Consider the following 19,526-nt stretch of genomic DNA (forward strand, 5'->3'; position numbering starts at 1 on the left):
GAGGTGATGCGGTTCACCCGGTGAGGGCCGGGCGGCGGGAGTTCTCGCCGCCCGGCCTGCCACGCGTCACGCGTCGTGATCATCAACGGCCGGCCGCATCGTCGTGTGGCTACCCGTTGGTGGTCGTGGGCGATTGTGAGGGCGGGGAGACCTCCCCTCTCCCCGCCCTCAACCGGTCGCCACGGCGACACTCCTTACCGCATCTAACCCGCGGGTCACCCGCGGCTCGCTGATGACGTGCGACCCGATGCCTGAACCGGACCCCTGTTACCTGCGGTCCTCTGGTCACCTGCGGCTCGCGGTCTACCTCCGCTCGCGGGTGGCATCCGGCTCGCGGGTCATCTACGCAGCGGAGGGCAAGTGCGAAACCAATCCATGGAAGGAATCTTGATATGAGCAGTGCTCGTACGCTGACGTCGTCGACGGTCGCCGGCGCAGTGATGCTGTTGCCGCTGCTGGGAGCGTGCTCGGACGGCTCGTCCTCCGAGGCCGAGGCGGAGCGCGTCGTGCTGGAGTTCGCGGAGGCGATAGCCGCGGAGGATGTGGTGGCGATGTGCCGGATGAGCGCGGTCGCCGGACGGCCTGCTTCAGAGGGGTCCAGCAGTGCGTCGCTCTGCGAGGATGTGCTCGCACCGATGATCCTGGAGAGCTCGGAGGACGTGAAGGCCGCGCTCGATGCGGAAGCGGTACCGGCCGTGACGGTCGACGGATCCGAGGCAGCGGCCGAGTTGGAGGGCGTGAGCAGTCCCTTCGGCATGATTGAGGTGGAAGACGAGTGGCTCGTCGTCGTCGGATAAGCGGATGGCGGCGGCCGGGCAGTGCCGTAGGGGGCGCCGCCGTGACGTTCATGCTTCTGGTGGCCGCGTGTTCCGCTGGCGGTGCCGCATCGGACGATGCCTCGGGTAACGGGCCAACGATGGTGCGTGTCCCGACGGACGCCGAGTCCATCGCCGACGCGGTGACGATGGTGGACGCCGGCGGAATGGTACTCGTCGAGCCGGGGATCTACCGGGAGTCCGTGACGGTCGACAAACCGGATGTCACCATCCGAGGCGCCGACCGCAACGAGACGGTGATCGATGGCGAGGGACGTCGGCCTTACGGCGTCGTCGCCACGGCAGAGGGTGTGCGGGTGGAAAACCTGACCGTGACCGCGCACACCTTCTACGGCGTGCTGGTGACCGGTTTGCACGACGAGGACGGGCCGCTGGCCCAGGAATCCGACGGATATGAGCCGTTCGACCCCGAGGAGTTCCCGCCTCTGCAGCGTTTCAGCATCGATCACGTCACCGCGTACAACAACGGGCTCTACGGCATCTACGCGTTCAACGCGCAGAACGGCGTGATCCGGGACTCGTACGCATCGGGTTCCCCGGACGCGGGCTTCTACGTCGGTCAGTGCCGCGACTGCAAGATCTTGGTGGAGGGAAACGTCGCCGAGCGCAACGCCATCGGCTTTGAGAACTCCAATGCCTCGGACTCCGTCATCATCATGGGGAACAGATTCTCCGGGAACCGTGTCGGCCTCACGCTTAACTCGGACTACCAGGAGGCGTTCATTCCACAGCGAGGGAACACCGTCGTCGGCAACGTCATCAGCGACAACGCGGAGCCGGATTCGCCGGCGCACGCTGAGGGAGGGTTCGGTATCGGAATCGGCACCGCGGGAGGGCGCGAGAACCTGTTCTGGGTCAACCGGGTCGAGGGCAATCCGGTAGCCGGCCTGGTGGTGCGGAACACGGAGGACCTCGGGGCGGTCGGCAACGTGGTGCGAGGCGGAGTCTTCGGTGGTAACGGTATCGACGTCGTCAACATCGCGGCCGAGCGAGCGCCGACCAGGGCCACCTGCGTCGACGGGGCCGGCCTGGAGAGCGTCCTCCCCGCCGGAGACAGGACCGACGAGCCTACCGGCGACGTGCGCGATGAGCATGACGACGCAGGTGCCGCGGATGCGGCACGCGTCGGTACGTCGGCTCAGACGGTGACATGGTATGAGGACGGCGACTGTGGGTCCGTGGACCGCGATGCCGACGTGGCGCCTGCGCAACCCGCAGCCTCCGCAGCAGAACTACCCAGCGCGGCGGTTCCGGACGGCGTCGACTTCCTGGACGTGGCGGCGCCCGTGCCGCAACCCACCATGAGCGACGTGGAGGAAGCGCCCGAACGGTTGCCGGATGAGGTAGAGATGCCGTCGTTCGCCGATCCACAACTGCCGCCGGAGGACCTCCTCGCGGACCGAACCGGTACCGCCCCGTCGTGAACCTCGAGGCGGCGCGGTGGGCATCGGACGCTGTGCCGCCAATCGACGTGTGTGACCGGTACGGATGCCAGATGACCGAAACTATGCGCGGTTCTCACCCTGCGTGCTGCGCGGCACCGTGCGTTCTGCGTGTCACCATCCGTTGCGCGTGTCACGCTGTGTATCGCCAAGGCTGGCGATCGGGGTCCATGGCGGTACGGATGGTGACATGCGGAACGGATGGTGACACGCAAAGCGCGCGGTGGCATGAGCGAAGCGCCGTATTCCGGTGCGGAGGCTTTCAGCCCTGAGGTATCCACCGCCGGTGTCTCGAATGTCGAACGTGCCGGGAGTTATCCACAGCTTTTCGCGCGAGGTACCGGAATGCGTCCCGGTCGGTCAGGCTGGATCGCGTGCCACCCACCTTGCTCAGGATGCCGCCGGATGTCGCCGAGTTACTGCGGCGCGACGGCGGCGTGATCGTCGCGACGCGAGCTCAGGCGGCCGGAATCGGGCGCAGCCGGGTAGGCCGGTTGGTCGATGCTGGGCTGCTCACGCGGATCGGTGCGGGCCAGTATGTGTCGACTGAGAGGTACACGGCGGCCGACGCGAAGGAGCGGCACCGCCTCGAGGCACGCGCGTTCGGCTTGTCGCGTGGCCCGGATGTACATCTGACCGGGTGGTCGGGTGCCGTGTTGTGGGAGCTGCCGGTGATCGGGCGGCCGCCGGATCTGCCCGAGGCGGTCCGGCCTAGGCACAGTGGGCGCTCGAAAGACGTCCGGATCGCCAACCTTCCGGCATGGCATATGACTGCTCTGAACAACGTCGCGGTCATGAGCCCGGCGTGGGTCGTCGCTGATCTGGCGCGCACGAGGCCGATATCTCACGCACTGGTGACGGCCGATGCGGTGGCCCGGATGCGCATCGACCTGCAGGACCCGATCGGGCACATGCGCGGTTGGCTCAGGGTGGAGCGAGCCAGGTGGATCGCCCGCTACGCCGACCCGCTGGCGGAGAGTCCGATCGAGACGCTAGGCAGGTTCACCGTCATCGAGTTCGGTCTGCCGATGCCGGTTTTGAACGCGTGGGTCGGGGACGGCAAACCAGAATTCCGGGTAGACGGGCTGTGGCCGTTTCATTGGGCGGCGTACGAGGCCGACGGCGCGCTGAAGTATGACAACCGGCCGGACGCGTCGGCGATCGTGGCCAAGCAGAGCGAGCGGGAGTGGCGGCTACGGCAGATGGGCTTGGACCTCGTGCGGTACCAGTGGCGACTTGCGTTCAACGGCCGCGCCGAGCTGGCGGAGCGGTTCCGGAAGCTGCTGAAGGACGGCCCGGCACCGCAGAAACCGATCCGGTGGTGGAAGCACGTTCCAGGGCGGGGACCCATGGAGCCGACCGCGGCCGACTGGCCGTCCCCCGCGCCGACCTCGGTCATCCTTCCTGCCGGGTGGGATGTCTAACTACCGCATGAGCCGTAGGCGCCGGCGGCGAGCCGGTGGAACGGCGCCGTTACCACTGTGGCCGGTGTTGGCATCGCCCTGCCGGTCGCCGCGTGTGCACAGATGCCACGGTGCGTGCTGCGTGTCACCATCCGTGCTGCGTGTCACCGTGCGTATCGCCAACGTACGCGATCCGGGACCATGGCGGTACGGATGGTGACATGCGATACGCACGGTGACACACGCGAGGCACGGTGGCACGCGCGAGGCACGGTAGCTCGGCGCGGCGGCTCTCAGCCATGAGGTATCTATGTCCGGCGCCCGAATCGACGTGCCGGCGTGACCTATCCACAGCTTCGCGGGCGAGGCGCTCCGCTTGTCACCGGGTCAGGTCCGGGATCATCACCTTGGTGGTGCCCGGAGCGGAGAGATCCACCGAGCCCCAGGCGTTACCGAGGCGCATCTCAACGCGGTACATCGCACCGTCGCGGTCGATCCAGTACCGCACGGTCGCATCGTTCGCGGCGTCGTCGGCACGTTCCCCAGGACGTGCTCGGTCGGCCGATTGTGCCGGGCGTGGTCCGGAGACGACACGGAGGTCGACTCCATCGATCTCCTCGGTCCGCAACCAGCGCGCATCGGATTGCTGGAGCAGCAGCGGATTTTCCGGCCGGTCGGCACCGAGGCTGGCGATGATCTGCAGCGCCGCGTGCGGGACGTGCTTCTCAGGGGCGTAGTCGGTCGGGACCCAGGCAGCGGTCGCCTCGTCCGTCTCGGGGACCGGAAGCGGCGGCAGGTCGCCTGCCGCGACGTCACCGCTCTGGCTGCTGAACAGGTACTGGTCGGACCACATGAGCAGCGCAGCGGCCATCTCGCTGCCGTCCGCCCATAGCGTCGCGTAGCCGCGTCGATCCCGGTAATCGAACCATCCGCGCAGCCGCCACGTGTGGGTGCCATCGGGAATCGTGGCGTCGACCTGCCGCAGGCCGGCGTCGTAGTTGGCGAACCGAGAGATGGCCAGCGCCTCAGACTCCTCAGTCGTGAGGCGGCGTCCGGTCGTCGTACTACCCGCCGACGGATCGGAGCCCGATGTGCAGGCGCCGAGCATGATGGCCGCGCAGCCGAGCACTGCAAGTATGGCACTGCGGGCCCTCACCGACCGTCTAGTCCGCCGTGCCCATCCCGACGCCTCCACCGCCGGCGTCGTCACCGATGCCGATGGCGCAAATGCCGGCAGCCGCCGCCCCGATCGCAGGGGGTGGAGGTGACATGGATCGGTTGTATGCACGCACGTCTTGATGTGGCCGAGGTCCGGAACAGCACGCATCCGAAATGTGATCTATTGCACCTGTAGTCCCGCGTGCGATCTTCGTTCTGCCGGCGTCATTCACAGCGATGATGGAGCAATCGAGGCGGGCTGCGATGTTGATCCAGATCCCCGTGCTGGCGGCGGCACTGGCGAGCATGGTCGTCGGCCCATGTGCGCTGGTCGGGGCTGGGCGTTGCGAGCCGGCGTCGTACCGGGCATCCACGACGGTGTGGCCGCTGCCCGGTGCCCGTGTCGCGCCGGGCGACGTCGTGCGCTACGCGATCACGATCGCCCCTGTGGGTCAAGTGCCGGTTGACGAGGCGACCTATGCCGAAGACCTGTCGGACGTGCTCAGTGACGCGAGATGGAACGGAGATCTCGACGTGTCGAGTGGGATAGCGGCGTTCAACGGGGCCGTGCTGGCGTGGGCCGGGAATCTGAATGCGGATGACGTCGCGACCGTGACGTACTCGGTGACGGTGATGAGCGAAAGCGTAGTGAAGGATGTCTGAGGGGGAGCGCGAGACCCGGACGACGACGGGCGACGATGCTGCCTGCCGCGGTGCCGGTGATACCGAAGCGCGACCGTCGCGGCGTCGGATGCTCGGAGCGCTGACCGTCGGTATCGGCAGCGTCGGCGCAGGCGTCTTCGCCGGCAGGGCCGCGTTTGGAGGCACCACGACGGGCCCCTGCGGATCATCGCCACCGAGACCGTCACCGGCGCCGATCCCGGCGACGGGCATACATCAAGCGGGCATCGCAGCACCCGTGGTACCGCAGCAGTTCTCGCTCACCGTCGTCGTCGACGTCCCCGGCGCCGGAGACCCGTCATTCCTGCCGGCGCTCGGCGACCAGCTGCTGACTTTGCTCGACGGCGGCGTTCACGACGCCGGCGACCTGACCGTGACGATCGGTATCGGCCCTCGTCTCGTGGCCGCCGTCGACGGTGCGCTACCGGCGGCGGGGCCGCTACCGGCCTTCCTGGGCGATGCCGAGCTGGCATCCGATCGGGCCGGAGGTGATCTGCTCCTGCTGGCGAGCGGCAGCGACCCGGTGGTGTTGCCGAAAGCCGTCGACGCACTGCTGGCGGTGCTGTCCGCGCCGCTGCCCGAGGGCAAGGAACGGTGGCGACAGTTCGGCTTCCGAGGGCCGGGGGCAGACGGCGTCGTCCGGAACGCGTTCGGGTTCCACGACGGCATCGTCGTGCCGCGCGGTGAGGCCGAGCTGCGCGAGAACGTGTGGGTGCAGGAGGACCCGCGGGTTGCCGGCGGCACGGTCGCCGTGGTCCGTCGGCTGCGGATGGATACCCGGGCGTTCACCGCATTGCCGGTCGCGGAGCAGGAGTCCGCGGTCGGGCGGCGCAGATCGGACGGTGCGCCGCTCTCCGGTGGCGGACGTATGGCCGAGGTGGATCTGACCGCGAAGACAGCCGACGGGCAGTACGTAACGCCGCTCGGCTCACATGCCCGGGCAGCGCATCCTTCGACGACGGGGAGCGCGTTGATGCTGCGTCGGGGGTACTCGTATGCCGAGGGAGACGAGACGGGTCTGATGTTCATCTCCTTCCAGCGGGACCTGCGCACGTTCGTCGCGACGCAACACCGCCTCGACGAACAGGACGCGATGATGCGCTTCGTCACGCCGACGGCGAGTGCGAGCTTCTTGGTTCCCCCTGGTTTCGACCGGGATCGGCCGCTGGGGGCGTCGCTGCTGGAGTAATGACCGCGGAGCCTGCGGTTCGTGCTGTGGGGGCACCTTTCTGCAGGTCGCACGCGCTGGGTGAGTGCGCGTTCGTGCGCACGTGGGTTCCGGGTGGTACGCGCGGGTGGAACACCACGTGCGGGTGGTGAAACGACACAAGGGGTGGAGACACGAGGTGGACCTGCAAGAAGGTGATGGCTTGGTCGGGCGCGCGCCGGAACGACGGCGGATCGCGGCTCTCATCGATCGGCTACATGCGGGAATGGGTGGAGCGTTGGTGGTGGTCGGTGCGGCTGGGATCGGTAAGTCCGCGCTACTGCGCAGTATCGCCGACGACGCACGCAACGGTGAGGTCGCAGGCGGGCTTGCCGGCTCCGGTTCCGATGGCGACGGCCGCGACGGCCGCGGTGACGCGGCCGTCGCTGTCACGCACGTGGCGGGAGCGGAAGCGGAACGGGAATGGCCCTACTCGGGGTTGCATCTCGTGCTGTCCAGCGCTGTCGGCCCGCTGCGGGCCGCCGGCCACGACGCCGTGGCCGGACGCTTGCGCGAGCTTATGGACGACGTTCGGGCGGACTCCGACCCGTACGAGGTGGCTACCAGGGTGCAGGAGTGCGTCGGTGGAATGTCGCCGCCCTTGCTGGTGCTGGTCGACGATGCGCACGTGCTGGATCGTCGTTCGCAGGAAGTGCTGGGCTTCGTCGCGCGCCGGCTCGGTACGGTGCCGGCGGCGATGGTGCTGGTCGCCGATGGCGACTCGCTCACCGCGCCGTTCCGGTCGATCCCGGCCATGGTTGTGGAGGAGTTGTCGTCTGCGGAGGCGGTGCGGCTGGTGCGTGAAAGGGCGGGAGTAGAGACACCGCGTCGCGTGGCCGAGCAGATCGTGGCACGGGCCGGCGGGAATCCCCGTACGCTGGTGGAGGTCGTCGCCCGGACACCTCGTGCCCAGCTTACGGGTCGGGTGCAGCTCGACCGCTATCTGCCGCGGACGCCCGTGCTGGAAGCACTGGGTGCCGAGCTCGCAGAGCTCGATGACGCGCGGCGGGTCGCCCTGATCATCGCGGCTGCCAGCGACGACGGCCAACTGGGGCCCGTTCTGAAGGCGCTGGACGGATACGACCCGGCGATCGCGGAATGGCTGCTGGGCGAGTATCTGACCGAGTTCGAGGATCGCTTTCTCTTCCGCCGCCCAGCGGTCGCATCAGCTGCCTGGCTGAACGCGACGCACCGGGAGAGGCAGCAGGCACATACCGCGCTGGCCTGTGCTTACGAGAACCGGGATCGGGACCGGCAGCTGTGGCATCTGGCCCAGGCGCGGTACGACGAGGATGCCGAGCTCGCCGACGAACTGCAGCGCGTGTCGCGCGAGCGCCTCCGGCACGGGGAGGTCACTGGGGCGACCGCCTATGCCCGCGAGTCCATCCGTCTGATGCCGGCCACCTCCGATCGGGTCGATCGCCTGGTGTATGCGGGAGGCTTGGCGTTGCTCGACGGTCGCATCGAGGACGCGATCGAGCTGGCGCGCGAACGGTTCCGGGTGGAGACGGCGGTCGAGCAGCGCGCCGATCTCGCGCTCCTCGAGGTGCGAGCGCGCAACCAGCTTGATGGCGACGTCGCCGCCGGCGTTATCACCCGCCACGCCGACGAGGTCGGTGGCGTGGATCCGAACCGCGCGGCGCGCCTTAACCTGTTCGCCGCGTACGGATTCGCCGGACGGCTGGAGCCTGCCGAGGCCAACCGCTTCCTGCATCTTGCAGAACGCCACGTCGAACACTTCGATGACACGACGCGTGCCGTCCACCAGCGGATCGCGGCGTGGCTGGCGACCATCGATGGGGACGGGGCAGGCGCCGCAGCTCTCCTGGCGGACAGCCGGACGGCCGGGAACCTGCTAGTGGAGTCGGATGCGCACATCGCGCACGCGATGGCGCTGATCCGGCTTGAGCGGTTCGGCGAGGCGCGGCGGCTGCTTCAGGCCACGGCGCTCGACGGCCGGATCGGCCAGTCTCCGCTGCTACGCGGGAACAGCTTCGCGGTGCTGACCGTGCTGGAGGCGCGTGCGGGCCGGCTGACCGCTGCGAAGCTCGCGGCGACGGCGTGGGAGGAGACGGGGATCACGGGTCTGTGGAGGGCGGCGGTGCCGGCCCACATGATCCGGGTGTACGGGCTCATGGGAGATGACGAGCTGGCTTGGGAGTGCCGGGATCGCGCGGTCGAAGGGTCCCGGCGACACGCCGACTCGTGGGCCAATGCGCTGGTACAGGCGGAGACCGGGGCGTTACTGCTGCTGCTGGGGAGGCTGGATGAGGCGCTCTCGGTGCTGGCGCACGCTCGACGCTATGCGCTGGGGTATGCGGACCCGTCGGTTGTGCCGGTAGAGCCCGAGTACATCGAGGCATGTGTGCGCGCGGGGGCGACCGTCAGCGCACAGAGCGCGCTCGCAGACTTCGAGCAGCGAACCGTCAAAACCCCGACGGTCTGGGCACAGCACACCCTCATGCGGTGCCAGGCGCTACTCGGTGACGGCAAGGAGGCGCTGGCACTGTTTCAGAAGGCGTTGCGCAACTCGACCGGCGTGTCCCCAGTGGAGATGGCCCGGACAACCTTGTGCTTGGGGGAGCGGCTGCGCCGTATGGGGCAACGCGTGGACGCCGGTAGATGGCTGCACCGGGCCCTGGTCATGGCACAGGAGTGCGGGGCGGCGGCGCTGGTCGCGCGTGCCGAGGTGGAGCTGCAGGCGGCCGGACGCCGGGCGCGCGTGGAGTCGGCCGACGTGGATCTCCTCACCGAGGCGGAGCAGCGGATCGCGTCTCTGGTGGCGGATGGCCGGCGGAACCGCGAGATCGCCGCGGCGCTGTTCGTCTCCGTGCGGACCGTCGAGACGCACCTGAGCCGGATCTTCCGTAAGCTCGGCGTGCGTTCACGCACCGAGCTTGCCGCCGCCTTCCGCGCCGCCGACGACGGCACCGAGGAGCCTTCGTCGGCGGACGACGGTGCGTAGGCTGCGTCCGCCGTTCCCCACCTGCCGTCTGCAGGGAGCGGGCTGGATGAGAACGGCGCATGAGGTTATGACGCCGCGCCCAACTCCTCGCGCTGCTGGGCCATGTAAGCCGCGCGGAGCGCCCGACGTGCGCGGGTCGCCAAGCTGGAGACGGCGTTGGCGGTCATCGACATCGCGGGCGCCAGCTCGGACGGGGAATAGCGGTCGACGTCGATCAGCCACAGCACGTGCCGCCACCGCGGCGGCAGGCTTGCCCAGGCCGCGTTGACTAAGTCGGCTTGGTGCTCGTTGGTCGGCGCCGTGGCCTGGTCATCCCAGGCGGTGAAGTCATCGATGCAGACCGTGCGGCCTTGAACGGCCGATTGCCGGTATGCGAGCCGCTTCACGGTCGAGACGACATACCCTCCGAACGAGTCCGTCGGTCCATGTCCGGAACGTACTGCTTTGAGTACCAGATAGAACGCCTCCTGTACGAGGTCGTCGGCGACGTGAATATCGCGGACTATTCGATACGCCACCCGACGTGCGATTGGCGCCACATTTCGGTACAGCTCTACGAATGCACTCTCGTCGCCGCTTCTCGCCCTGCTGAGCAGAGCTGAGGTGTCGTCGATTTCCACCCTACTGATCACGGAGCCGACGTTGCCGGTGTGGGAAATACGACCGCGTCGCGGAGATCCACATTTCCCTGCCGGCCGCCTTACGTACGTACTACGTGATACCGACAATCGGCGCTACTTAGGCTATATGCGCAAAGAGATTAATAGACATTAAATAGTCCGAAATGCCACGGGCTGGGCTGTAACTGCCCGAGTCGTGATGGTGTTCCGGTCCGGCCGGTATGCGCCCGCGTGGCGTGCGTGATATGTGTGAGGACGGCTCGTTGCGGTGCGACGGCCGTCGGTGGGGCGCATGCTCGGATCACCGCGCTGCGTAGGCAATTTGTGGGAGGGGACCGGTGGGTAGGCCGCGGATCATGATCACTGCCTCGGCGGCGCTCGCCGTCGCCCTGGCCGGGTGTGGCGGCGATGACAATGCCGGCGCGGCTTCAGCGCGGATCACCTACTGGGCGGTGAGCATGTCCTCGTCGATCGAGGAGGCCGACCTTCTCGAGCCGCTGCTCGACACGTTCACCGAGGAGACGGGCGTCGAGGTGGAACTCGAGGTGGTCCCCTGGGATGGCCTTTGGAACCGGATCCTCACCGCCGTCAGCAGCGGGCAGGGGCCGGACGTGCTCGACGTCGGCAACACGTGGTCGGCATCACTGCAGGCCACTGGGGGTTTTGTGGAGTTCGGCGAGGACGCGATGGAGGCCATCGGCGGCACGGACAAGTTCATCCCGGCCAGCCTTGCCGCTACCGGCGCGGACGGTCTGCCTCCGGCGACGATTCCGCTGTACGGCCAGGCGTACGGGCTGTACTACAACACCCAGATCTTCGCCGAGGCGGGCATCACCGAACCGCCCGCGACGTGGGAGGAGCTGGTCGACGTCGGCCGGCGGCTCACGGTGGACACCGACGGCGACGGCGACATCGACCAGTGGGGCCTATCCATCCTGGGCGGTTCCGCAGGGGTCGGCTCGCACCTCGCGTTCATTCTGGGGCGGCAGGAGGGTGGCACGCTCTTCGACGACTCCGGAGGACCGACGTTCGACAGCGACGAACAGGTCGCCGCGGTGCGACGGTACATCGATCTGATGGAGTCCGACCGGATCGTGTCCCCGAGCGACGCCGAATCGACCATGACCGAGGCGCTCAGCAAGCTCGCCGACGGGCGCGCCGCGATGGCGTTCGGCCAGGCGACGACGCGTCAGGCGCTGGCGTCGCTGGAGTTCGACGACTACGGCGTCACACGTATACCGGGTCCGGCCGATCCGCCGACGGGTGGGAGCGATATCGGGTCGATGGTGGCCGGCACCAACATCGCCGTGATGAACAGCTCCGAACACGTGGACGAGGCGCTGTCGCTGGTCGGGTTCCTGACCGACGAGCACGCCCAGGTGACCCTGAACGAGGCGTACGGGACGCTGCCGGTGATCGAGGGCGCCTACCAGGACGAGGCCTTCGACGACGACGGCCTGCAGACGCTGGGTACCAACCTGCGTGACTTCGCCGAGCCCTTTCCGCAGGTGCCGGAGGTCGCGCAGATGGAGACACTGGTGGGCGGCGCGGTGAAGGAGCTCTTCGCGCAGGCGGCGACCGGCACGGTGACAGAGGAGGACATCCGCGCTGCTCTCTCCGAAGCCGACAGCCAGATGGAAGCGGCCGGATGAACCGCCGGATGGAGGCCGCCGGATGAACCTCCGCGCCGAGCCGGTGGGGCGGGAGACTTCCCGGCCTCGCCCGCGGTCTCGCTCGTTCCTCGCTCGCCGATGCCCGAGCCAAACCCTGGCCGGGAATTCTCCCGCCCCACCTTTCGTATGAGTGTCGCGGCATGAACGTCGGTAGTACCCGACGCGGGGGCAGCGTACGTGCCGGTCTGTCGATGGGGCGGGAGAGTACGCGCGCGAACCGCCGCCGCGGGCGGCTGCTGCCGTATGCGCTGATCCTGCCGGCCGTGCTCCTGGAGACCGTGGTGCATCTGGGGCCGATCCTGGCCGGGATCTGGACCAGCCTCACCCGCCTGACGCAGCTGAACATCCGGGACTGGACCGGGGCGCCGGTGGTGTGGTGGGACAACTATCGCAGCGGTCTGGATCCGAGCGGTCCGATCGGGGGTGTCCTATGGGAGACCTTTCTGCGGACCGTCGCCTTCACCGTGCTGGTGGTGGCCGCCTCGTGGGCGCTGGGAATGATGGCGGCATATCTGGTGAACACCGAGTTCCGCGGGCGTGCGGCGTTCCGGGCGCTCTTTCTGGTGCCGTTCGCCATGCCGACGTTCGTCACCGTCATCGGATGGTCGTTCGTCTTCGACCGCGACGACGGCGCGCTCAACCACCTGCTCGTGGACCAGACGGGCGTGCTCGACGAGCGGCCGTTCTGGCTGATCGGCGGCAACGCGTTCTGGGCCATGGTGGTGGTCGCCGCCTGGCGGCTCTGGCCGTTCGCATTCCTCATGCTGCTGGCGGCGCTGCGGAACGTGCCCGGCGAGCTGTATGAGGCCGGCGTGCTCGACGGGGCGTCGCGATGGCAGCAGTTCCGCCGGATCACCCTGCCGGTGATCCGGCCGGTGAACGCGGTGGTAATCCTGATCATGGGGCTGTGGTCGTTCAACGAGTTCACCGTGCCGTACGTCTTGTTCGGTCCGCAGCCACCCGAATCGGCGACCCTGCTGGCCTCGCTGATCTACGAGCACTCGTTCGTGAATTTCAACATGGGTCTGGGTTCGGCGATGAACGTGCTGGTCCTGCTGTTCCTGATGGGCGTGTCGGTCTGGTATGTCCGGACGTTCCTGCCCAGGACGCACGATGCGTGAGGGCCCAGCCTTTCGATGGTTCCGGCGTGCCGGTCTGACCTTCTTGACGCTGTTCACGGTGCTTCCGCTCTACGTCGTCGTGTCGTCGTCGATCAAGCCACTCGCGGACGTCGAAGGAACGTTCAGCTGGATACCGGAACGGGTGACCCTGGCCCCGTACCTCGATGCGTGGACGACCGTGCCGCTGGCGCGCTACGTGGCGAACACGCTCGTGGTGTCCCTGGCCTCCGCAGCGCTGTCGCTACCCGTCGCCGTGCTCGCGGCGTACGCGCTGGCACGGTTCGCCTTCGCCGGCCGGCGTGCGTTCCGGCTCGTGGTGCTGTCGACGCAGATGGTGCCCGGGATACTGTTCCTGGTGCCGCTGTTCCTGCTCTTCACGCAGGTGCACGCCTGGTTCGGCGTCGAGCTGGTCGGCTCCCGCCCCGGGCTGGTCATCACCTTCCTGACGTTCTCGCTGCCGTTGTCCATCTGGATGCTCACCGGGTACCTCGCCGGGTTGCCGCGCGAGATCGAGGAGGCCGCGATGGTCGACGGGCTCGGCTACGTCGGCGTCGTGTGGCGGATCGTGGTACCGCTGGCCACTCCGGCGATCGTCGCCGTCGGCGTCTTCGCCTTCATCATCGGATGGGGCGAGGTGCTGTTCGCCTCGGTGCTCACCGACTCGGAGACCCGCACGCTGTCGATCGGGCTGCGCGGGTTCGCATCCGAGTCGACCGTGCAGTGGAATCAGCTGATGGCCGCGGCCGTGCTGGCGTCGCTGCCGGTGGTCCTGGGCTTTCTGCTGCTGCAGCGGCACCTGATGCGCGGACTCGCCTCCGGCCTCGCCCCATAGGTTCCGCGTGGCTAGGCCGGGAGCATGCCGAGGGCCCGGGCCACATTCACCGCCTCGTGCCGGTCGCGGACACCCAGCTTGCGGTACAGCCCGCGTGCCACGGTCTTGAGCGTGTTACCGGAAACGTAGAGGCTCTTCGCGATGGCGGCGAGCGTCTCCGGCCCGGACAGGGCGGTCAGCACGTCGGTCTCACGGTCGGTCAGGCTGGGCGGCCCGTCGACGTTGGCGCGCGCCAGCACGGCCGTCTCCACTCCCAGCCTGACCAAGGCGCTGGTGGGCGACGGGCTGAGCCGGCCGGTGACCACGGCGTCGCTGAGGAGCGGCAGCTGCAGTATCGGTCGGCGCGCACCGGTGAACTCCAGCAATGCCAGCATCCGATAGAAGGGGTGCGACGCGTCCTCGCCCAGTTGCAGCGCGCACTCGGCCGCGAGAGCGTGGACGTCGGCACGGGCAGTGAGCGGCAGGCTCGCGTCGTCGTGATAGCCGGCCAGCTCGCGACGGGCGTCCAGCGGATTGCCCATGATGAGGTGGGCCCGGGCACGGGTGATGTGGACCAGATGCGCTTGTCCGGCGATGTCGCCCGGCCGGGCCAGCTCCTCCAGGGCGGCTTTCGGATCGTCCTGGACCAGGCGGGCGTGCGCCCGCGCGATGGTGGCCAGGAAACGGTTGAAGGGCAGCCGGTTCGTCGCGTATCCCGCCTCGCAGAGGAGCAACGCCTGCTCCGCCGCCGACCGGTCACCGGTCAGCAGCCCGAGCGTGGACCACGCCGCCGCCAGTCGTGCGGCCGGCGGCTCGGCATCGATCTGCAGCGCCTCGTAGGCGTCGTGCAGGATCTCTCGCGAACGCCACGCGCGGCCGTACTCGAGCTCGACCAGCCCGCGCGCGATCTGCGCGTGGTCGGTCCAGTTGGCGTGGGGCTGTTCGAGGGCACGAGCCCGCACGAGCGCCGATTCTGCCGCGTCTTGCGCCACCTTCAGCTCACCGCGGAGGAACGACGTATAGGCCAGCGCCGCCTCGGCGTTCGCCGCGTACCACTCCGCCCGGTTGTTCTTCGCCGTCGACAGCGCCGAGTTCACCGCAGTGTCCGCCTCGTCGATACGGCCCGCCGCCAGCCTGGTCAAGCCGACTTGGAGCGTGAAATGGGATATGCGGTTGACCTGCTCGTGCCGCTGCTCGTCGGTGGCGGTGTCGAGATAGCCCCGGGCCGACCACTCCATCGCCTCGGCACGGTCGAGATCGCCGTGGAACCGCGCGAGCATCATGCTCAGCGAGTGATAGGACAGCAGCGGTCCGTTGAACGAGCCGCGATCGATGACGTCGGCGGCCTGGGCGAGCCGCAACTCGATGGTCGGCAGGTCCGCGGGGTGGCGCATGGCGTACACGGCGGACAGAAGCAGGAGGCTCGGGTCGTTCGCCAGCATCTCGTCGGTCACGGACGCGTGTGCCGTCCTGACCTTGACGTAGTCGCCGCGGGGTGCGACGTCATCGGTCCACCGCTCCCGGAGCACGTTGGCCACCACGTCGTCCAGGGACGCCTCGACCAGGTACGGCAGGGCCACAGTCGTCCGCCCGTCGGCGACCAGCAGCTGCACGGCCTTGGTGACCAGCTTTCCGCGTCGGCCCGGATGTCTCGCCTCGAGGTCGGTGAGGAGACCGTCCCGGAGGGGTTGCGGGAAACGCCAGTGGTCGTCCAGGTCGTCGTGGACGATCCAGCCGTGGCCGAACCACCTATCGAGGACGTCGACGGCGTCCACATCGGGACCGAACCGATCGTTCAGCAGCGTGGCAAGGACGGGCACGTCGAAGCGCGGTATCGCCGCCGCATCGGACAGCCTCTCCAGTTCCGCGTCGGGGATGGATCCGATCACGTCCTCTCGGACGAACCGGCCGAACAGCTCATGCAGGCGCCGGCGTGTCAGCGCGTCGCCGGTGCGCGGCGAGCGCAGCGCAGCGTCGACCATCGCCGGCCAGCCGTCCGTCACCCGGTACAGCTCAGCCACGTCGTCCGGGCCGATCTCGCGCCTGTACTTCGACGCCAGGGCACGCACCTCGTCGAGCGTGAACAGCATGTCCCCGGTGCTGACGACGCGTGCGTCGCCGTTCATCATCATCGCCGAGGTGACCGTGCCGAGCGCGCGGCGGGCGGCGACGACGATCCGCGCACCGTGGGCGCGCCCGTACGCCACCACGGCGTCGAGCGCGTCCTCAGTGGCCTCGTCGGCGTCGTCGACGAGGATAAGACGCCGAGCCTTGCCGGCGTCCGACGGCAGGTCGTCCAGAACCGTCGTCGGATCGTCGTCAGCCGAGATCCGTATCACCACGCCGCCGGCCGCCCGCCGCGCAGCGGCGCCGAGCAGTACAGACTTCCCCAGACCGGCCGGCCCGTGCAGCACGGTGAGCGGCGCCGCGTCTGTTCCCACGATGCGTCGGAGCAGTCGTTGCCGGGCGAGCGTCTGTCGTGACGCCCACCCCTCTCCAGCAGGCCCGCTTCTGGCCATGGCACACCCCTCGTGTTCACCACCCCTGCAGCGCGCCGACGACGTTCACGGTCCCCACCTGTCGGCGGCGGCTCGTTCGATTCTCTCACGACGCGACCCACCCATCACCCCTCAAATCACCCCACCGCATGCGTCATGTGGCAGACCGGGTCCCGTCGTGGTGTGTGTCATAGAGCACATGTGGGGGACGGGCGCGGTCATCGGGGGCGACCCGCGTGAAGAGGGGCCTTGAATGCGGACTGGACGATCAGGCGAGTGGAACGGGAACGCATGGACGGCCGGCATCATCGGCCATGAACTGGAGCGAACACGGTTACGTGACCTCGTCGCCGCGCTCGCGGAGGGCGTCGGCGGCGCGATTCTGGTCTCCGGCCGGGCGGGAACCGGCAAGAGCGAGCTGGTGCGGTACGTGCAGGCGTTCGCGAGCGCACGACCGGCACCGAAGGACTCAGGAATCACGCTCGCGCATGTGGTGGGCGCGGAGTCGGAACGGGCATGGGCGTATTCCGGACTGCATCTGGTGCTCTCCGGCGTCATCGGCGCGCTTGACGTGGAGCGCCTGCGGCAGATGGCTCCGCGGGTGGACGCCTTGCTCGCCAGGTTGAACGACCAGAGCGCGAGCTACGACGTGGCACGGCAGGTGCAGGGCCTGATCGCCGGAGTGGACACGCCGATGCTGCTGACCGTGGACGACGCACATCTGCTGGATGTGTGGTCGCAGGAGGTGCTGGGTTTCGTGGCCCGGCGGTTGCGGTCGGTGCCGGTGCTCATGCTGGTGACGGCGGACGGGTCCGAGGACATGGCGCCGTTCAACGGGCTGGCGGCGGTCACTCTGGACGACCTGTCGCCGTCGGATGCGATCCGGCTGATTCATCGTGCGGTGGGGCCGCACGTGTCGTCCCGGGCGGCGGAGTCGATCGTCGAACGCGTGGGCGGCAACCCGGGTGCGCTCCTGGATGTCGTGCACCGGATACCGCATGACCAGCTCACCGGATCCGTTCCGCTCGACCGACACCTGCCCAGGTCGCCGGTCCTGCTGGCGCACCGCCGGCACGAGCTCGACGGCCTCGAACCCGCGCAGCGACACGCTCTGCTGCTGGCCGAGGCGAGCGAGGACCGCACGCTCGCTCCGGTGCTCAGCGCGTTGCGCGAGCACGGGGAGACGCTCGCCACATGGCTGCTGGACGAGCATGTGGTCGAGGCCGACGGCGACCACTATGCGCTGCGCCGGCCGGTGACGGCGTCCGTCGTCTGGCAAGAGGCGACGTTCAGCGAGCGCTCCAGGGCACACCAGGCGCTCGCCGCCGCCTATGGGGAGCGGGATCCCGACCAGCGGTTGTGGCATCTGGCCCAGCTCCTGCACCACGGCGACGCGGAGCATGCGGCTGACCTCCAGCACGCGGCGGAGCGGGCCGTCGTCCGCGGGGAACTGGCCCGGGCGCTGTCCTTCGCGCGGGAGGCCGTCCGCCTGACCGATGAGGTCTCCGCGCGGGTGGAACGGTTGCTGCTCCTCGGGCGGCTGTGCCTGCTGAGCGGTTGCTTCGGCGAAGTGATCGGGATCGCACAGGAGCGATTCCGGCTGGACACCACCGCGCCGCAGCGGGCCGATCTGGCCCTGCTCGAGGCACGTGCGCGCTGCCTGCTCGACGGCGATGTGGCCGCCGGCCTGATCACCAGGCACGCCGAGGAACTGGCCGACGACGATCCGAACCGAGCGGCTCGGTTGAACCTGTTCGCCGTCAGTGCCTATGCCAGGAGGCTGGAGCAGGCGGAAGCGGATAGGTTCCTCGCCGTCGCCGAGCGATACGCCGCATACTTCGACGGCGCCACGCACCGCATGTACCGGCGCGCGTCGGCGTGCCTGGCGTCGATCAGCGGCGATCTCGGCCGAGCGCTGGACCTCATCGACGACGACATGGTGGCGTCGGACGTCTTCTCCGAGGCCGAGCAGCGCATCTGCCGCGCGTGGGTGCTGACGCGGGCGGAGCGGTTCGACGCGGCGCGGAGCCTGCTCGTCGCCGTCACCCGGGACCGGCGGCTGCGCGACTCGCCGTTGCTGATGGGCGAGGCGTATGCGGCGCTGGCGGTGCTGGAGACCCACGCCGGGCGCCCAGTGGCGGCGCGCGACGCCGGTACGCAGGGGCGGCGCCTCGGCGCCGGCGGCGTCTCGTCGGCGGTGCTGTCCGCGCACATGGTGCGCACGCATGCCCTGCTCGGTGACGAGGAGGCTGCGTGGGAGCGGCACCGGGAAGCGGCGGAGCGAGCGCGACGGCACAGCGACGGGTGGATCACGGCGGCACTTCAGGCCGAGGCCGGGAGTGTGTTGCTCCTCGCGGGCCGATACGAGGAGTCCGTCGCGACGCTGGAGCGCGCTCGACGGGTGGCACTGGAACACAGCGATCCGTCGATCCTCGCGGTCGAGCCTGACTACATCGAGGCGTGCGTGCATGCCGGTGATCTGGACCGTGCCGAGGATGCCTTGGCCGAGTACGAGGGGCGAGTGCTGAAGACGCCGACGGTGTGGGCTCAGCACACCCTGGCCCGGTGCCGTGCATTGGTGGCCGAGGGGGAAGAGTCGGTCGAGCTGTTCAAGGTCGCGCTGGAGACGGGGGTCGAGGACACCTCGCCGGTGGAGGTGGCCAGGACGATGCTCTGTCTGGGGGACCGGCTGCGCCGGATGCGCCACCGGGCCGAGTCCGCGGGGTGGTTGCGGCGGGCGCGGGTACTGGCCCAGGAATGCGGTGCCGCTGCGCTGGCCGAGCTCGCCGATCGGGAGCTGTACGCATCGGGACACCACTCGTCTCCGTCGGAGGTGACGTGGGACGCGTATGAGGATCGTCTGACGCCGGCCGAGCGTCGTGTCTCCGAGTTGGTGGCCGCGGGCAGGCGCAACCGGGAGATCGCCACTGACCTGTACGTGTCGGTACGTACCGTGGAGGCCCACCTCAGCCGCATCTACCGGAAGGTGGGTGTGCGCTCGCGGGCCGAGCTGGCGAGCCTGGTCAGCATGGCCAGGGACGAGCTGGACGACCGGCGCCGACCCGGCGACTGACCGAGCCCGTCCGACCGCGCGGGAGGACGGTCGCCGAT

At 68.9% G+C, this 19,526-nt stretch carries 13 protein-coding genes; 10 read left to right on the top strand and 3 right to left on the bottom strand.

Annotated features, from left to right (window positions below; all coding sequences use genetic code 11):
* The first annotated feature begins 392 nt into the window (after window positions 1-392).
* The 3 genes from G1H10_RS24240 to G1H10_RS24250 all read left to right on the top strand — a co-directional run bounded on the left by G1H10_RS24240 (window position 393) and on the right by G1H10_RS24250 (window position 3,702).
* Window positions 393-797 (top strand): hypothetical protein, encoded by a 405-nt coding sequence (locus G1H10_RS24240; RefSeq protein ID WP_163742837.1) that lies wholly within the window; start codon window positions 393-395, stop codon window positions 795-797.
* Window positions 798-916: 119 nt separating this feature from the next.
* Window positions 917-2,260 (top strand): right-handed parallel beta-helix repeat-containing protein, encoded by a 1,344-nt coding sequence (locus G1H10_RS24245; RefSeq protein WP_163742839.1) that lies wholly within the window; start codon window positions 917-919, stop codon window positions 2,258-2,260.
* 392 nt (window positions 2,261-2,652) lie between these two features.
* Entirely contained in the window at window positions 2,653-3,702 is a 1,050-nt protein-coding gene (locus G1H10_RS24250; RefSeq protein WP_163742841.1) for a type IV toxin-antitoxin system AbiEi family antitoxin domain-containing protein, read from the top strand.
* Between the two features lie 358 nt (window positions 3,703-4,060).
* Here the strand turns inward: G1H10_RS24250 and G1H10_RS24255 are convergent, their stop codons facing one another.
* Window positions 4,061-4,810 (bottom strand): hypothetical protein, encoded by a 750-nt coding sequence (locus G1H10_RS24255; RefSeq protein WP_163742843.1) that lies wholly within the window; start codon window positions 4,808-4,810, stop codon window positions 4,061-4,063.
* A 293-nt stretch (window positions 4,811-5,103) separates the two neighbouring features.
* Here G1H10_RS24255 and G1H10_RS24260 point away from each other — a divergent pair, with 293 nt between their 5' ends.
* The 3 genes from G1H10_RS24260 to G1H10_RS24270 all read left to right on the top strand — a co-directional run bounded on the left by G1H10_RS24260 (window position 5,104) and on the right by G1H10_RS24270 (window position 9,692).
* The gene (locus tag G1H10_RS24260) at window positions 5,104-5,502 is read left to right on the top strand and encodes a DUF7927 domain-containing protein (RefSeq protein WP_163742845.1); all 399 of its coding nucleotides are present in this window, start codon (window positions 5,104-5,106) and stop codon (window positions 5,500-5,502) included.
* 112 nt (window positions 5,503-5,614) lie between these two features.
* A complete protein-coding gene (locus G1H10_RS24265) occupies window positions 5,615-6,709 on the top strand; it encodes a Dyp-type peroxidase (protein WP_376778658.1) in 1,095 nt (364 codons plus the stop codon).
* 157 nt (window positions 6,710-6,866) lie between these two features.
* Window positions 6,867-9,692 (top strand): helix-turn-helix transcriptional regulator, encoded by a 2,826-nt coding sequence (locus G1H10_RS24270; protein ID WP_163742848.1) that lies wholly within the window; start codon window positions 6,867-6,869, stop codon window positions 9,690-9,692.
* Between the two features lie 65 nt (window positions 9,693-9,757).
* On the opposite strand, the gene G1H10_RS24275 is transcribed toward G1H10_RS24270, so the two are convergent.
* Window positions 9,758-10,324 (bottom strand): RNA polymerase sigma factor, encoded by a 567-nt coding sequence (locus G1H10_RS24275; RefSeq protein WP_163742850.1) that lies wholly within the window; start codon window positions 10,322-10,324, stop codon window positions 9,758-9,760.
* Window positions 10,325-10,668: 344 nt separating this feature from the next.
* Between G1H10_RS24275 and G1H10_RS24280 the strand changes: the two genes are divergently transcribed.
* The 3 genes from G1H10_RS24280 (at window position 10,669) to G1H10_RS24290 (ending at window position 13,938) form a co-directional block, all read left to right on the top strand.
* Window positions 10,669-11,964 carry an extracellular solute-binding protein gene (locus G1H10_RS24280; protein WP_163742852.1) on the top strand — a complete coding sequence of 432 codons (1,296 nt, stop codon included), beginning with the start codon at window positions 10,669-10,671 and terminating at the stop codon, window positions 11,962-11,964.
* A 161-nt stretch (window positions 11,965-12,125) separates the two neighbouring features.
* Window positions 12,126-13,106: a carbohydrate ABC transporter permease gene (locus G1H10_RS24285; protein ID WP_216853613.1), complete on the top strand. Its 981-nt coding sequence runs from the start codon at window positions 12,126-12,128 to the stop codon at window positions 13,104-13,106.
* Window positions 13,099-13,938: a carbohydrate ABC transporter permease gene (locus tag G1H10_RS24290; protein ID WP_163742854.1), complete on the top strand. Its 840-nt coding sequence runs from the start codon at window positions 13,099-13,101 to the stop codon at window positions 13,936-13,938. Before G1H10_RS24285 ends, G1H10_RS24290 begins: the two co-directional genes overlap by 8 nt.
* Before the next feature lie 11 nt (window positions 13,939-13,949).
* Here the strand turns inward: G1H10_RS24290 and G1H10_RS24295 are convergent, their stop codons facing one another.
* Window positions 13,950-16,436 (bottom strand): helix-turn-helix transcriptional regulator, encoded by a 2,487-nt coding sequence (locus G1H10_RS24295; protein ID WP_163742856.1) that lies wholly within the window; start codon window positions 16,434-16,436, stop codon window positions 13,950-13,952.
* 232 nt (window positions 16,437-16,668) lie between these two features.
* On the opposite strand from G1H10_RS24295, the gene G1H10_RS24300 reads away from it, so the two are divergent.
* Window positions 16,669-19,488, top strand: a complete 2,820-nt coding sequence (locus G1H10_RS24300) for a LuxR C-terminal-related transcriptional regulator (RefSeq protein WP_163742858.1) — start codon at window positions 16,669-16,671, stop codon at window positions 19,486-19,488.
* The last annotated feature ends 38 nt before the right edge of the window (window positions 19,489-19,526 follow it).

Source organism: Phytoactinopolyspora halotolerans (genome assembly GCF_010550675.1).
Lineage (GTDB): Bacteria > Actinomycetota > Actinomycetes > Jiangellales > Jiangellaceae > Phytoactinopolyspora > Phytoactinopolyspora halotolerans.

Bases quoted from the DNA above. Each gene is read 5' to 3' on its own strand.
- G1H10_RS24300 (WP_163742858.1), top strand. From the start codon at position 16,669: ATGCGGACTGGACGATCAGGCGAGTGGAACGGGAACGCATGGACGGCC.
- G1H10_RS24240 (WP_163742837.1), top strand. From the start codon at position 393: ATGAGCAGTGCTCGTACGCTGACGTCGTCGACGGTCGCCGGCGCAGTG.
- G1H10_RS24245 (WP_163742839.1), top strand. From the start codon at position 917: ATGGTGCGTGTCCCGACGGACGCCGAGTCCATCGCCGACGCGGTGACG.
- G1H10_RS24280 (WP_163742852.1), top strand. From the start codon at position 10,669: ATGATCACTGCCTCGGCGGCGCTCGCCGTCGCCCTGGCCGGGTGTGGC.
- G1H10_RS24295 (WP_163742856.1), bottom strand. From the start codon at position 16,436: ATGGCCAGAAGCGGGCCTGCTGGAGAGGGGTGGGCGTCACGACAGACG.
- G1H10_RS24285 (WP_216853613.1), top strand. From the start codon at position 12,126: ATGAACGTCGGTAGTACCCGACGCGGGGGCAGCGTACGTGCCGGTCTG.
- G1H10_RS24260 (WP_163742845.1), top strand. From the start codon at position 5,104: ATGTTGATCCAGATCCCCGTGCTGGCGGCGGCACTGGCGAGCATGGTC.
- G1H10_RS24290 (WP_163742854.1), top strand. From the start codon at position 13,099: ATGCGTGAGGGCCCAGCCTTTCGATGGTTCCGGCGTGCCGGTCTGACC.